The sequence below is a fragment of the Streptococcus sp. SN3 genome, from assembly GCF_030439905.1.
Map to the genome: position 1 here is coordinate 32,086 of NZ_JAQFJF010000003.1, position 13,157 is coordinate 45,242.

Below are 13,157 nucleotides of genomic sequence, written 5' to 3' on the forward strand. Positions count from 1 at the left end.
TTCTAATAAAAGATAAAAAGCCAGAACTATATTTATAGTACTGACCTTTCATTAGAATTATTAGCTCTCAAATGTTCCGTTTATGGGAAAGCTCCCGCTCCTCATCTTTTCTAAAAAACTGATTCTACCAGCTATAACCAGCCTTGCTCTTGGCCAATTCGGACGGCTTCTGTTCGATTTTCAGCATCTAGCTTGGTCAAAATAGCAGACATATAGTTACGAACCGTTCCATTTGACAGGAAGAGTTTTTCAGCAATTTCTTTATTGGATAGGCCAGTCGCCGCAGCTTGCAGGACTAGCCTCTCCTGCTGAGAGAGAGGGTTCCTACTGGTCATTAGCACCTCCATCAATTCCGGCGAATATTCCTTTTGCCCATCTAGAACGGTATGGATGGTCTTCATCAAATCCGCAATGCTGCGCTCTTTGAGCACATAAGCATCTACATCCGCCTTAACAGCTCGCTCAAAGTAGCCCGGTCGCTTGAAGGTTGTGACGATGATGACCTTGATGTTGGGTCGATTGGCCTTGACCCATTCGAGAACGTCTAGGCCGGTTTGGTGGGGCATTTCCACGTCCAAAATAGCTACATCAACAGTTTCTGAGCTAAGACAGTCAATAGCCTTCTGCCCATCTGCGGCCTGATAGACTTCTTCGACATCTGGCTGCAGCTGCAAGAGCTGAGCTAAGGCATCTCTCAGCATACTTTGATCTTCTGCTAACAAAAGTTTCATGCTTCCTTCCCTCCGTATGGCAATTCAATTCGAATCCATGTTGGATCTTGGCTGCTAAGAATCTCAAGCTTTCCTGATAAGGCAGACAGCCGCTCTCGAATACTATGCAACTCCCGTCCGGTCAGCTTCTGAAAACCACAACCATCATCCTGAATGTCTAAAATAAGCTTTTCGTTTTTCTTTACCAAAGAAAAATTACTCTTTTTAGCCTTGGCATGCTTGATAATATTGGTAGCAGCCTCCAGCAAAATCATACTGATTGTTGACTGCTGACTCGGTGGGACACTGGCAACATTGAGCTGGTTATCCATTTCTACCTGAACACCGCTCATCTCCAGCATGGCACGAATGGTCACTAGTTCCTCGTCCAGCGTCCGATTCTTTAGATCATTAATAATCCGCCGAACATCAGCCATGGACTTCTTGCTGATCTCTTGCACTTCCTGCAGTTCTTTTGCTGCCTTGTCATAGGCTTCCATCTGCAAAAACTGCTGAGCCAGCTCCGCCTTAACACTGAGCATAGCAAAGGTATGCCCTAGACTATCATGTAAGTCACGGCCAATCCGATTCCGCTCATTTTCTGCCAGGAAAAGATTCAGCTGGGCATTTTGCTTGACCTTTTCTTCCTTGATCTGCTCTGCCGTCTGAATCCGATAGAGACCAAATGTCATACCATCCGAAAAGAGAAAGATTACAATATAGAAAAGCAATTCTGTTGGACCAACATTGCCCATCAAATAATTAGTTAGTACAATAGCAGGCTGCAAGGCGATAAAGGTCAAAAAACGCCAGGATTTAAAAGAAATATCATCCAGTTCGTAAATTAGCAGATTAGATAGATAAAAAATATACCAGGTAAAACCTGTATTTAAGAAGACAGAACTATAATATATGTAAGAAATCAAGAGCCACCAAGAAAAAAACTGGATAAGGCGATGGTTACTTAACAAGACCGCATAGTAAGCCACAACAAAAATAGCTGTCCAGAGCAAGAGGAAAAGCGGGTATTCCCCGCTGATTACTCCCGCCACTGGAAAGATGATAAAGACCAGCGCAATATGAAACATATAGTGGACTTGTTTAAGCTTTTCCCACATGCTTTTATTTTACCTCAATTCGCTTTTTGAGCTGCAGCACAAGAATGCTGACCAAAACCGTATAAATCAGAACAATCAAAGCTGCCTTGCCATTGAACTGATGGTGTTCTAGATAAGAAGACACGACTTGCATCAGTTGATAACTTGGCGTCAACTTACCGATTGGCTGGAGCCATTTTGGAAACATAGTCAGAGGGAACCATAGACCGCCCAGAACAGCCAGTGCCATATAGACAATATTGCCCACTACAGACATGAGTTGAGCACTTGGCAAGAGGCTGACCAATACACCCATGGCAATAAAGACCACACTTCCTACCAGAAGGATCAAGGCAATAAGAAACCAGTCCACCATTGGCAGATTAACCCCGCGAACAAAATGCCCAATCGAGAAGACTACGATTATGGAAAGCATAAAAGTCAACAGCGTACTGCAAAGCTTTGATATATAATATTTTACCATAGAAATCGGCGAGTGCTGAATCATTTTTTGCCAGTTATTATTTTTATCAGACTGCAAAGTGCTTGGAATGCTAAAGAAGGCACTAGACATGATACTAAAAAGAGTCATAGAGAAAAGGTAGCCTCGAAGCACATGTTCAGGCGTATCACTTCCAGACATCATTCCTGAGAAAATCAGGTAAAAGACGCTGGGCAGACCAATAGACAAGAGATAATAAGCAGCCTGCCGCTTCATTAAAATCAACTCAATCTTCATAAGACTTGCCATATTTTTCATGATTACTCTCCTATTCTTGTGTCGTTTCAAAAATACTATCCAAGAGGGTACGGTTACGTACTTCAATCTCTTCGATTGTACAGCCGTTTTCCTGAAGAACCTGCCAGACCTGTCCAGCATCCCTAGTAGCAAAAGATAAAGCCTTTTGCTTGATTTCTAAATCAGTCACATTATCCAGTTTTTCCAGCACAGACTGATAAGTCAGCGGCAAGGTAAAGTGTTTTTCCTGCTCCTCACTGCGCATGGCATAAGGCGTCGTGTCCCGAATCAACTCGCCCTTGTGCAGCACCAAAATCCGATCTGCCGTATGCTCGACTTCTTCGATATAGTGCGAAGAATAAACGATGGTCACTCCCTGCTGCTTGAGCTGATTAACAATTTCCCAGAAATGCTGACGAGTAGAGGTGTCCATAGCAGAAGTCGGTTCGTCCAAGAACAGAATCTTAGGACGGCCAATCAGACTCAGAACAAAAGAGAAGAGACGCTTTTGTCCACCAGACAGCTTGCTGGCCAACTGATTCTTTTGCTTGTCTGTAAATTGCAGCAAGTCATCAATTTCTTGATCAGACAGACTATTTGGATAAATAGCTTGGAAGAACGTCAAGAGTTCCTTGACCTTCAAATCCTCCACCACTGTATTTTCCTGTGGTAAAATCGCTACCGACTGCTTGAGATGATTTTCAGTAGGCTTTAGTCCCTGAATCCTTGCCTGACCTGCTGTCAGAAACTTATCGCCCAACAAACAGTCCATGAGAGTTGTTTTCCCTGCTCCGTTGGGACCAATCAAGGCCACACAGTCACCTTGAGAGATTTCAAACGAAATATCCTTTAAAATCTCCTTACCGTGAATGCTTTTTGAAAGCTTCTTTACTTCAATCAGTTCCATTTTGCTCCTCCTTTGATTTGATAAACCGTATGTGCATCTTTCCTTTATTTTTCCAAAGCCGGAAGAATACTAAGCACTATCGCTTTTTCAATGCCTACAGCAACCTTTTATCATTTTGTTAACTATATTATAAGGCAAAGAAATTTTTCCTACTAGTTGATTTTGTCACCAGCTGACATGACAAATGTCACTATTCCGCTTTTAGAGCACAAAGCCAGCAAATATTGGAATAATCTGTTTATCTCCCTTCTGAATGAAGACACAAAAAAAGCCGGTCCCCCTCGTTGAGAGGAGCCGACTAGTTGTATGTCTGTTGCAATTTAGATAGAAGCTGGAATTAAAGCAGCCTAATCTAAAAAATTTTTCAATAGACTAGCTACTCAATTTGTAAGATGAGAGACAAACGCTTTTTAAACTTTAGCTCTGCACCTCTTCTTTGAGACCATTGAGCTTCAGACTCAGAATGAACATCTCAGGTGTAATATCCTTAATATCCTTCAGTCCAAAACCTTGGAAGAAACTGTTCTTTTCCACCTCTTCGACATTGACCTTTTGCAAATCAATTTCAATCAAGGTCTGCAATTTCTTCTCTGCTGTAACTGAATAATCAATATTAACACCTTCCAAACTCTTAGCTGCTACATAGTTTGAATCAGACTGCATTCCTTCACGAATGATAGTCGTCATTTCCTCTGGAGTCAAAGTAGCTGATGCCGCACTAGCTTCTTCTGGCAAGGAAGTGAGCAATTCCATCCGAAGATTCAAGATTTTCTTGCCCTGATAGGTAATTGTATCACGATGATGAATTTCTTCAATGTCTCCAACCAAGGTTTTAGAGACAATCTCTGTACTTTCGGAAGAAGAACTGGATGACTTGCTAGAGCTGGAGCTGGAGCTAGATTTAGTCCGCCTAGAAGAAGCTGCTGATTCAGAAGAATGTCTAGGACGATGCTTGCTGAAGCTAGGAAGCACACAGCCCGTCAAGAGTACCGAAGCAGAAATAACAAGAATGAAAAATTTTTTCATAGTTCACCTTTTTTACTTTTTATTTGTTACAGTATAACATAATACCAGTTTCTTGTCTAAGTATTTTCTATAAAATGACAAAAGGCAACCTTTCGATTGCCTTTTTATGCTATTCAACACTAAAAATATATGGATAAACCGGCTGACTGCCCTGATGAATTTCTACTTCAACATCCTCGAATTGTTCCATTAAATCTTGAGCAAGACTGCTAGCCAACTCTTCGCTGCCGTCTTCACCGATATAGATAGAGACAATCTCGCTGTCTTCATCCAGCATCTTGCTGAACGTTTCTTTCAAAGCTGTCAGCATGTCTGGATTAGAAACAACAATCTTGCCATCCACCATACCGAGGTTGTCATTCTCATGAATTTCCAAGCCATCAATCGTCGTATCACGAACCGCAGTCGTCACGCTGCCGCTGACTACTTCTGCCAAGGCTGCAGTCATACGCTCTTGGTTTTCCTCAATAGTCTTGCTGCCATCAAAAGCTAGGAGACTGGTCAAACCTTGAGGGATCGTGCGAGTCTCAATAACAGCTGCAGGCTGTTCAATCACTTCTGCTGCTGATTGGGCTGCCATGAAGATGTTTTTATTGTTTGGCAAGATAATAATATTACGAGCATTGACTTGCTCCACAGCTTTGATGAAGTCTTCTGTTGATGGGTTCATAGTTTGACCGCCAGAGATGATATAGTCAACTCCCTGAGCCTTAAAGATTTCAGCCAGACCATCACCAGCCACTACAGCAATAATCGCAAACTCTTTTTCTTGAGCCGGCTTAGCTGAGCGCTCTTCCTTTTCAACCTGGGCTTCGTGTTGGTTGCGCATATTGTCAACCTTGACCTTGACCAAACTACCGTACTTGAGACCTTCCTGCATAACCAATCCTGGATCTTCAGTATGGACATGGACTTTGACGATTTCATCATCGTTGACTACCAACAGGGAATCTCCCAAATCGTTTAGGTAGTTGCGGAACTCATCATAATCAAAATCTTTTACATAGGTTGGTCCTGTCTTAAGGGCCACCATGATTTCAGTACAATAGCCGAAAGTGATGTCTTCTGTCGCAACATGGCCAGCTACAGACTTATGATGCTCAGCATTAATCATCTCAGACATGGTCGCAGGTGTCGCCACGAAGTCCTCGGAAGCAATATATTCGCCTGTAAGAGCAGACAGGAAGCCTTCGTAGATAAAGACCAACCCTTGACCGCCAGAGTCCACAACACCGACTTCTTTCAGAACCGGCAGCATATCCGGTGTCTTAGCCAAAGCAGCCTTTGCTCCTTCAAGAGCTGCTTTCATAACTTCTACAGCATCATTAGTGACTTCAGCTTTCTTCTTGGCTCCGATAGCCGCACCGCGGGAAACAGTCAAAATCGTTCCCTCAACCGGCTTCATAACTGCCTTGTAAGCCACTTCTACACCAGACTGAAAGGCCAGAGCTAGATCTTCACCAGTCAGCTCTTCATGCTCTTTCACACTTTGAGAAAAACCGCGGAAAAGCTGGGAAGTGATAACTCCTGAGTTACCACGCGCGCCCATCAAAAGACCTTTGGCAAAGATACCTGCCGCTTCTCCAACTGTTGAAGCAGACTTATCTGACACTTCCTTAGCACCATTTTCAATGGTCATGCCCATGTTGGTCCCTGTATCTCCGTCTGGAACTGGGAAGACATTCAAAGAGTTTACATATTCAGCCTGTTTATTTAAGCGAGTAGATGCTGCCTGCACCATTTCTTGGAATAAACTAGTAGTAATATTTGCCACGATTATTCTCCTACGACTTTAATATTTTGGATATAAACATTCACTGCATGGGCAGTAATTCCGAGCTTGTTTTCCAAACTGAATTTAACACGCTCTTGGATGTTTTTGGAAACTTCGCTGATTTTGACTCCATAGCTTAACACAGTGTAGACATCAACTGCGATATCACCTTCATCAGTCGCTTTCACAACCACGCCCTTAGCATAGTTTTCTTTTCCTAAAAGGGCTTGAAAATTATCCTTGATTGCATTTTTGCTGGCCATGCCAACTACACCAAAAATTTCAGTCGCTGCACCGCCGACGATTGTCGCAATCACATCATCAGTCAGCTCAATTTGACCATCTTTTGTATTAATTTTCACAGTCATAATTTGTACCTCAAAAGTATTTTATAGTTTATTCTACCATATTTTATACAGGGTGTAAAAGAGGAAGGGTCTAAATCAACTGTCTAGGCGGAAATTTACAAGCAAAAAAGGACGGAAAATTTCCATCCTTTTAAATAAAAATTAAACGCGTTCAACTTTACCTGATTTAAGGGCACGAGCTGAAGCCCAAACTTTTTTAGGTTTACCGTCAATCAAAACAGTAACTTTTTGAAGATTTGGTTTAACAGCGCGTTTTGTTTGGTTCATCGCGTGAGAGCGGTTGTTTCCTGATACAGTCTTACGACCAGTAAAGTAACATACTTTAGCCATTATCGTGTTTCCTCCTATTAGATCTAATATTACGGATGTGCTAGCACCACATACCTTCCTATATTACCAAAAAACTTGACGTTTGACAAGTACATTTGTCCAAAGTTTCGAAATTAATCCGTTTTCCTAAACATAGCTAATCTTCAAAGAACCGAAAGCTACGTTGCCTTTGACATAGAGAGTTTTTCTCTTTTCATTGACATTGCGGGGATTGTAGACAGAGCCAAAGGCATTATCTACATCCAGCTCTACACGCCAGTCGCTGGGCACATAAAGCATCACACTGCCAAAAGACAGATCCACTTCAAAAGTTGCTGAGTCCCCTTCGATAGTCGCATTATCAAAATAAACCGATGCACTGCCAAAAGCACAGTCTAACTTTTCATAGGTGAAGTTATCTGAGTTGATATAGCGCGTGCCGCTGCCAAAAGCAATATCATCTTTTGAGGAAGAAGAGGCAGTTGAGAAGATACGCCCCTTAAAAATGCGCCGGGGCTTGAAAATCATATTGAGACCGATGCAAGCCAGAATACCACCCAAAACCAAGGTTCCTGTTGAAATAGCTAAAAAGTGGTAAACGGCATTGGCAATAATCAGCGCAATAACTGCCATGATCAGCCCAGTGCCAAAGTCTCTTTCTAAGAAATTTTCCAAGGCGAAATAGGCAAACATTGCAACTACTAGCATGGGCCAAATATTAAAATTGAAGGCAGGAATCCCAAAATTCCCCTGCAGCAGAACCCAAGCTGCCAAGACTAAAAAGCCGATTCCAAAAATTGTTTTTTTCATGAAAATTACCTCGTTTCGTTTAACTTTTCTTTTAAAATTTGATAGTAGTGTCGGGAAACGTGCACTTGTTTATGTGTGTCATAAAATTGGATAGTACTGGTTCCCGAAAATGATTTATCCAAAGCGTAAATAGCCTTGGCATTGGCAATAGTAGACTTTGAAATGCGACAGAAATATGCCGGAAGTCTCTCTTCTAATTCGTATAGCTTCAATTTGACTTCATAAGCATCATCCCTGCTATGAGCATAAATTTTGGTAGCATCCGTTTCAAAAAATAAAATATTCTTCAAATCGACAAAATATTCACTTGTATCCTTATAGAAAGCTATCGGTTGACGGTTGGCTTGTTCAAGAGCTGCTTGAATCCGAGCCACCTCTTCACCATATTGAGCCGTTCGGATAACGACTTCAGTTTCTGCCATATCTGTATCAAGCTCAATCCTAATCTTCATAGCCACTCCTTTCCTTGCTTCTGACTTCATTATAACAATTTTCAAAAAAGAAACAAGGCATTTTCAGTAAGTGGTTATTTTTGATAACTAAGTGGTAGCTTACCCTTCTCAAAAAATGTTAAGCAAATTTGATTTCTCATCCTAGACTCTCCAATAGATTCGTTTAGTATAAAAGCACGACTTACACATATTGAATATCTGTCTTATTTTATGATCAAACAAATTTGAAAACTTTTTTCCTTCTGATATAATAGTACCTCAGGAGGTACTATATGTCTAAACAAAAAATTAATCGCTTTGTCGGATCTATTGGAGCTTTTATTGGGATTCTTGTCTTTATTGCATATATTCCACAAATTATCGCTAACTTGCAAGGAGAAAAAGCTCAACCATTCCAACCACTATTCGCAGCAGTTTCTTGTTTAATTTGGGTAATCTATGGTTGGACCAAAGAACCTAAAAAAGACTGGATCCTTATCATTCCCAATGCGGCAGGAGTGATATTAGGCGGTCTAACTTTTCTTACTTCTTTATAAGAATTAGATAAACAAAACCAGCAACCCATGAAAAAGTTGCTGGTTTTCTTTCTGCCGATTGCAGGGATCGAACCTGTGACCTACGCGTTACGAGTGCGTTGCTCTACCAACTGAGCTAAATCGGCGTCTTTTCCCCTTTATTTTAGCATCTTGAGTTTTTTTGTCAAGTTAGAATTTCACAATTTCTTAACCCAAATCAAACAAGGGTTGCTTTTATCCCAAAGTTCAGGAAAAATTTCTAACTTTTTAAAGCCCTGAGCCTGATAAAAAGCGTTAGTTCTGTCATAGGTAGGATAATAACCTGGTGCTACCGTTTTTACTTGCAGATAGGATGCTTTTTGACGAGCAGATTTTTCTAAAACTTCTAGAAGTTGACTACCAATTCCCGCTCTATGATAGAATTTCTTAACAGCTAAGCAGTCAATCTCTGCACAATCTTCACTAGAATAAGATAAGCTTACAAAGCCAGCCAATTTACTCTCCTGATAAGCAACCCAAACTTGTAAATCCCTAGCTCCTTCAATGTAAGCTTGTGTACTTTCAGGTATTCCAAACCATTCTGGTAGATCCTTTAAAACTTCACTGACTGCTATCATCTTTTGTTTTTCTTCCTTCACTTCTTCAATCGCTACCATCTTTAAATCCTTTCATGTTTTAAGCTTTAGGACTAAACATATTTTCCATCTTACGAACCCGCACTTTCGTAGGCATCCAATCCCCTATCCCAGAGTTTGAGCGAAATGAAAAAGAAAACAAGGGAAATCAGAATCAAACCACCAATGTTAAAGAGCCCATTTTTGTCCTGCAAGAAATAGCTAGCAGGATAGTAGGCTGTAAAAGCAAAAGGAACGATAAAACTAATCAACCAACGAAGGAGCGAATTGTAAATGGAAATCGGGTACTTGGCAAAATCATTAAACATATAGAAAATGTAAATCATAGCACCTGACTGCTTGGTCCAAAAAGCGATACTGGCTGTCGCGATTTTCAAAGAAGTATAAATCAGGGTCGCAAAAGGAATGCAGACTAGGAAAAGCAAGAACTTGGGAATAGTCCAAGTAATGCTAGAGAACGTTGTCGCTAGTAAAATTCCACCGACCAAGAGCTCACCCAAGGCATCAATCTGAAAAGTCTCGACTAGGATGTGAAAGAGAGGATTGATAGGACGAGTCAGATACTTGTCAAACTCTCCCTTTCTCACCAATCGTTGCCCCAGTGCCCAGAGATTGTCAAAAAAGAGATGGTCCAGTCCCTTGGGAATCAAGGAAAAACCATAGATAAAGGCAATCTCTTGAAAGGTCCAGCCTTCTAGCGAGGGGATGTGTTGAAAGATGACATTGAGAAACAAGAGGTTCAAGCCTTGGGTCAGGAAGACACCTAAAACACCAACCACAAAATCAACCTTGTATTCCATGATTTGCTTGATGTACTGTCTGATAAAAATCAGATGCATGCGCTGATATTTTTTCATACTAACCTCCTTGAATGGTGATAAATGACTGGACTCTTTTCCAAATCAACTGAGACAAGCCCACCATCACTAAGAGCCAGAAAAACTGTAGCAAAAGCGCTTGATGAATCTGACTGGCATCGTATTTCCCAACGATAATCATAACCGGAGTGTAAATCAAGGATGAAAAAGGCAAAAAGGAAAGAATATTTGAAACAATTTTAGGAAAGAAAGCCAAGGGAATCAAACTCCCCGACATAAAGGCCACTATAGAAGTCTTGAGTAGATTAGAACCCCATAGATTTTTAAATACAAAGGCTGAAAATCCAAAGCAGATATTAAAGAAAAAGTTAATCAGGTAGGCCAGCGTTAAGCTAAAGAGATAAAGGACAGTTAATCCCAGCACTTCTACAATCCCTTGCCCAGAAAGGATTTTTACCAATACAATGACACATAGAAATGGAACTCCAACAGAAATAAAAATCAACCACTTGGAACCAAGTTCGGTGAAGAGATAGGAGGCCGCAAAATGAACTGGTCTCAGCAAGCGCATGATAATGGAGCCATCCTTAACCTCCTCCCCAATCATAAAGGAAGAATCCGACTTGGTCAAAAGATTGGTCACAAAACTCATGATGATGTAGAGGGTGATATCTGCCATGCTGAAACCCTGAATCAAGGACTCTTGCGAGGAATCAAAGACTGCCTTCCAGAGATAAAAGGCCACAAAAGCTCCCATGACATCGCCAATTCGATAGAGAAGAAAGTTGACTCGATAGGTAATCAACTCCTGAACCCCTGCATTGATAAAGGGTTTGTAACGTCTCCACAATTTGACCATCTTAGAGCTCCTTTCGATAGAAGCGACGGATAATATCCTCAATATCCGTATCTAGCATCTTCAAATCACGAATTTCAAAATCAGACAGGGTTTGCTTGATAATATCAGCCGACTGGTAGCGGGAACTATCGAATTCAATATTGAGACTGTTTCCTTGTCTATCAATGGTCATATCCGAAAAATCTTCATAGTGAGAAACGAGGTGACTTTGACCTGGTAGTAGTTCAAAGGAGAGAGTCTTCATCTTGCCAAAGGTTTCCTTGAGCTGGTTAACCGTTCCATCAAAAATCTCCTGCCCCTTGTCAATCATAAAAATCCGATCACAGAGTTGCTCAATGTCGCTCAGGTCATGAGTGGTCAAGAGAATGGTTGTTTCTTCCTCCTGATTAATCTGGGTGATAGCCCGACGAATATTGTCCTTGACCGAAACGTCCAACCCAATGGTTGGTTCATCTAAAAAGAGAACCTTGGGATTATGAAGTAAGGAAGCCGCAATGTCCGCCCGCATCCGTTGACCAAGTGAAAGAGTCCGCACGGGATCTTTGATAAATTCCTTCAAATCCAAGACTTCATTCAAAAAGTCCATGCGCTTATGGAAAAGCGAGTCTGGCACATCATAAATTTCCTTCAAGACTGTATAGGTCTCTTGCAGTGCCAAATCCCACCATAGCTGGGTTCGTTGTCCGAAGACCACTCCAATATCCTTGACATAGTCTTGACGATTATCCTGCGGAATTTTGCCGTTGATTCGACAAAAACCAGATGTCGGTTTCAGAATTCCTGTCAGCATTTTGATGGTTGTCGACTTCCCAGCACCGTTGGCCCCGATAAAGCCTAAAATCTGCCCTTTTGGAACCTCAAAGGTTAAATCCTTGACCGCTTCAAAGGTCTGCTTTTCAGGATGAATAAAGGAGCGCAAAGCCCCCTTCAATCCCGGTTCCTTGACAGCCTTCACAAAATTTTTCTGAAGATGCTCTACTTCTATCATTGCCATACGTTTCTCAATATCCCATCATTCAATTCATGTTACAGATCATTTCCCTACTTAACTCAGGAAAATAGAATCTTATCTCCTCACTATACTACCACTTTTACTTTCAAACGAACATAGGTAATTTAAAAATAATTATCATATTTTGTCACACACCAAAAAAACCCACCTTTACAGGCAGGTTTCTGTTTTGTATTGTTCAGCTAGATTAAGCTTTACCTTCTCATTTCAATTCTTTAGCCAAGATACTCATGTTTTCTTCTAGATTCTCTAGGTAGTTTTTATCATTTTGAGGATCTGCTTCCAAAGGATTGAGAGTTTTTAGCCTGACACCTGTTGACTTTACGAGCGTTTCTGCCACTTTCGACGATGCATTACTTTCGGTAAAAATCGTCTTAACTTTATAGGTTTTCACAAATTCTTGAATTTCAGTAAGCTGCCTTGCATTTGGCTCTTGTTCAGGAGAAATCCCTGCAATACCTAGCTGCTGCAAACCAAACCGCTTTGCTAAATACGAGAACGCAGTATGTTGAGTGACGAAAGTCTTTTGCTTAGCCTTTTCAAAGATTGGTTGGTATTTTTTGGTCAATTCTTGAGCTTTAGCAATGAATTTCTTAGCATTTTTTTGATATATTTCCTTATGTTCTTTATCGAGTTCAGATAGCTTATCCGCAATAATCTGCGCTTCTTCACCAGCTTTTTCAGGATCTAGCCATGTATGAGGATCGTAGAGAGTTTTTTCATCGATTCCTTCGCCAGCTTCCACGTCTTCCAAACCCGGTACACGCTCCAAGGTCATTCCTTCGGATGCTTCCAGCACTTTCACCTTAGATTTTTGCAAATTTGGATCTAGGCTCCCCGCCCATGACTCTAAGGTATGTGAATGATAGACAAAAACATCCGCATCATAGATAGACGCTATATCATTAGCTGATGGTTCAAAAGAATGGATCCCTGTACTAGATTGAATCATGCGAACATCATTCAAATCACCAGATACTTCTTTAACCATGGCATAAACCGGATAAAAACTGGTCACAATCTTCAAACCTTTAGCTTGTTGTTCTTCTTTCTGAGTACACGCTCCCAGCATCAGAGCTAGTATACTCAGCGTTATTAATACTGCAGTTCTTTTCTTCATATTAAC

General features: G+C 41.1%; 16 protein-coding genes and 1 tRNA gene. 1 reads left to right on the plus strand and 16 read right to left on the minus strand.

The window, feature by feature from the left end:
- Nucleotides 1-131: 131 nt before the first annotated feature.
- The 10 genes from PCY71_RS07040 to PCY71_RS07085 all read right to left on the minus strand — a co-directional run bounded on the left by PCY71_RS07040 (nt 132) and on the right by PCY71_RS07085 (nt 8,192).
- Entirely contained in the window at nt 132-731 is a 600-nt protein-coding gene (locus PCY71_RS07040; RefSeq protein ID WP_125380130.1) for a response regulator transcription factor, read from the minus strand.
- Entirely contained in the window at nt 728-1,828 is a 1,101-nt protein-coding gene (locus PCY71_RS07045; RefSeq protein WP_101771965.1) for a sensor histidine kinase, read from the minus strand. The genes PCY71_RS07040 and PCY71_RS07045 overlap by 4 nt, the downstream gene beginning before the upstream one ends.
- 4 nt (nt 1,829-1,832) lie before the next feature.
- Nucleotides 1,833-2,567: an ABC transporter permease gene (locus tag PCY71_RS07050; RefSeq protein ID WP_004192169.1), complete on the minus strand. Its 735-nt coding sequence runs from the start codon at nt 2,565-2,567 to the stop codon at nt 1,833-1,835.
- Between the two features lie 10 nt (nt 2,568-2,577).
- On the minus strand, nt 2,578-3,453 hold the full coding sequence (locus PCY71_RS07055) for an ABC transporter ATP-binding protein (protein WP_301412491.1): 876 nt from the start codon (nt 3,451-3,453) through the stop codon (nt 2,578-2,580).
- Nucleotides 3,454-3,870: 417 nt separating this feature from the next.
- Nucleotides 3,871-4,479: an SP0191 family lipoprotein gene (locus PCY71_RS07060; RefSeq protein ID WP_048774099.1), complete on the minus strand. Its 609-nt coding sequence runs from the start codon at nt 4,477-4,479 to the stop codon at nt 3,871-3,873.
- Nucleotides 4,480-4,588: 109 nt separating this feature from the next.
- On the minus strand, nt 4,589-6,253 hold the full coding sequence (locus PCY71_RS07065) for a DAK2 domain-containing protein (RefSeq protein WP_048774096.1): 1,665 nt from the start codon (nt 6,251-6,253) through the stop codon (nt 4,589-4,591).
- Between the two features lie 2 nt (nt 6,254-6,255).
- A complete protein-coding gene (locus tag PCY71_RS07070) occupies nt 6,256-6,621 on the minus strand; it encodes an Asp23/Gls24 family envelope stress response protein (RefSeq protein WP_002893676.1) in 366 nt (121 codons plus the stop codon).
- Between the two features lie 141 nt (nt 6,622-6,762).
- Nucleotides 6,763-6,951 (minus strand): 50S ribosomal protein L28, encoded by a 189-nt coding sequence (gene rpmB, locus PCY71_RS07075; RefSeq protein ID WP_001140948.1) that lies wholly within the window; start codon nt 6,949-6,951, stop codon nt 6,763-6,765.
- A gap of 126 nt (nt 6,952-7,077) precedes the next feature.
- Nucleotides 7,078-7,740, minus strand: coding sequence for a hypothetical protein (locus tag PCY71_RS07080; protein WP_002905297.1), 663 nt, complete (start codon nt 7,738-7,740; stop codon nt 7,078-7,080).
- 5 nt (nt 7,741-7,745) lie between these two features.
- Entirely contained in the window at nt 7,746-8,192 is a 447-nt protein-coding gene (locus PCY71_RS07085; RefSeq protein ID WP_023917202.1) for a LytTR family DNA-binding domain-containing protein, read from the minus strand.
- Between the two features lie 272 nt (nt 8,193-8,464).
- Here PCY71_RS07085 and PCY71_RS07090 point away from each other — a divergent pair, with 272 nt between their 5' ends.
- Nucleotides 8,465-8,728: a SemiSWEET family transporter gene (locus PCY71_RS07090; RefSeq protein WP_002902394.1), complete on the plus strand. Its 264-nt coding sequence runs from the start codon at nt 8,465-8,467 to the stop codon at nt 8,726-8,728.
- A gap of 52 nt (nt 8,729-8,780) precedes the next feature.
- Here PCY71_RS07090 and PCY71_RS07095 read toward each other — a convergent pair.
- The 6 genes from PCY71_RS07095 to PCY71_RS07120 all read right to left on the minus strand — a co-directional run bounded on the left by PCY71_RS07095 (nt 8,781) and on the right by PCY71_RS07120 (nt 13,151).
- A tRNA-Thr gene (locus PCY71_RS07095) sits at nt 8,781-8,853 on the minus strand.
- 51 nt (nt 8,854-8,904) lie between these two features.
- Complete coding sequence (locus PCY71_RS07100; protein ID WP_002902392.1) at nt 8,905-9,363, minus strand: GNAT family N-acetyltransferase; 459 nt, start codon at nt 9,361-9,363, stop codon at nt 8,905-8,907.
- A gap of 50 nt (nt 9,364-9,413) precedes the next feature.
- Nucleotides 9,414-10,199 carry an ABC transporter permease gene (locus PCY71_RS07105; RefSeq protein WP_002905302.1) on the minus strand — a complete coding sequence of 262 codons (786 nt, stop codon included), beginning with the start codon at nt 10,197-10,199 and terminating at the stop codon, nt 9,414-9,416.
- 1 nt (nt 10,200) lies between these two features.
- Nucleotides 10,201-11,019 carry an ABC-2 family transporter protein gene (locus PCY71_RS07110; RefSeq protein ID WP_002905303.1) on the minus strand — a complete coding sequence of 273 codons (819 nt, stop codon included), beginning with the start codon at nt 11,017-11,019 and terminating at the stop codon, nt 10,201-10,203.
- 1 nt (nt 11,020) lies between these two features.
- Nucleotides 11,021-12,013 carry an ATP-binding cassette domain-containing protein gene (locus PCY71_RS07115; protein ID WP_002905304.1) on the minus strand — a complete coding sequence of 331 codons (993 nt, stop codon included), beginning with the start codon at nt 12,011-12,013 and terminating at the stop codon, nt 11,021-11,023.
- A gap of 220 nt (nt 12,014-12,233) precedes the next feature.
- Entirely contained in the window at nt 12,234-13,151 is a 918-nt protein-coding gene (locus PCY71_RS07120; protein WP_002905305.1) for a zinc ABC transporter substrate-binding protein, read from the minus strand.
- Nucleotides 13,152-13,157 lie beyond the last annotated feature (6 nt).

Excerpts from the sequence above, each read along its gene's own strand:
- PCY71_RS07040 (WP_125380130.1), bottom strand. The coding sequence starts at position 731 with ATGAAACTTTTGTTAGCAGAAGATCAAAGTATGCTGAGAGATGCCTTA.
- PCY71_RS07055 (WP_301412491.1), bottom strand. The coding sequence starts at position 3,453 with ATGGAACTGATTGAAGTAAAGAAGCTTTCAAAAAGCATTCACGGTAAG.
- PCY71_RS07100 (WP_002902392.1), bottom strand. The coding sequence starts at position 9,363 with ATGGTAGCGATTGAAGAAGTGAAGGAAGAAAAACAAAAGATGATAGCA.
- PCY71_RS07080 (WP_002905297.1), bottom strand. The coding sequence starts at position 7,740 with ATGAAAAAAACAATTTTTGGAATCGGCTTTTTAGTCTTGGCAGCTTGG.
- PCY71_RS07110 (WP_002905303.1), bottom strand. The coding sequence starts at position 11,019 with ATGGTCAAATTGTGGAGACGTTACAAACCCTTTATCAATGCAGGGGTT.
- PCY71_RS07085 (WP_023917202.1), bottom strand. The coding sequence starts at position 8,192 with ATGAAGATTAGGATTGAGCTTGATACAGATATGGCAGAAACTGAAGTC.
- PCY71_RS07105 (WP_002905302.1), bottom strand. The coding sequence starts at position 10,199 with ATGAAAAAATATCAGCGCATGCATCTGATTTTTATCAGACAGTACATC.
- PCY71_RS07045 (WP_101771965.1), bottom strand. The coding sequence starts at position 1,828 with ATGTGGGAAAAGCTTAAACAAGTCCACTATATGTTTCATATTGCGCTG.
- PCY71_RS07060 (WP_048774099.1), bottom strand. The coding sequence starts at position 4,479 with ATGAAAAAATTTTTCATTCTTGTTATTTCTGCTTCGGTACTCTTGACG.
- rpmB (WP_001140948.1), bottom strand. The coding sequence starts at position 6,951 with ATGGCTAAAGTATGTTACTTTACTGGTCGTAAGACTGTATCAGGAAAC.
- PCY71_RS07090 (WP_002902394.1), top strand. The coding sequence starts at position 8,465 with ATGTCTAAACAAAAAATTAATCGCTTTGTCGGATCTATTGGAGCTTTT.
- PCY71_RS07120 (WP_002905305.1), bottom strand. The coding sequence starts at position 13,151 with ATGAAGAAAAGAACTGCAGTATTAATAACGCTGAGTATACTAGCTCTG.
- PCY71_RS07050 (WP_004192169.1), bottom strand. The coding sequence starts at position 2,567 with ATGAAAAATATGGCAAGTCTTATGAAGATTGAGTTGATTTTAATGAAG.
- PCY71_RS07115 (WP_002905304.1), bottom strand. The coding sequence starts at position 12,013 with ATGGCAATGATAGAAGTAGAGCATCTTCAGAAAAATTTTGTGAAGGCT.
- PCY71_RS07070 (WP_002893676.1), bottom strand. The coding sequence starts at position 6,621 with ATGACTGTGAAAATTAATACAAAAGATGGTCAAATTGAGCTGACTGAT.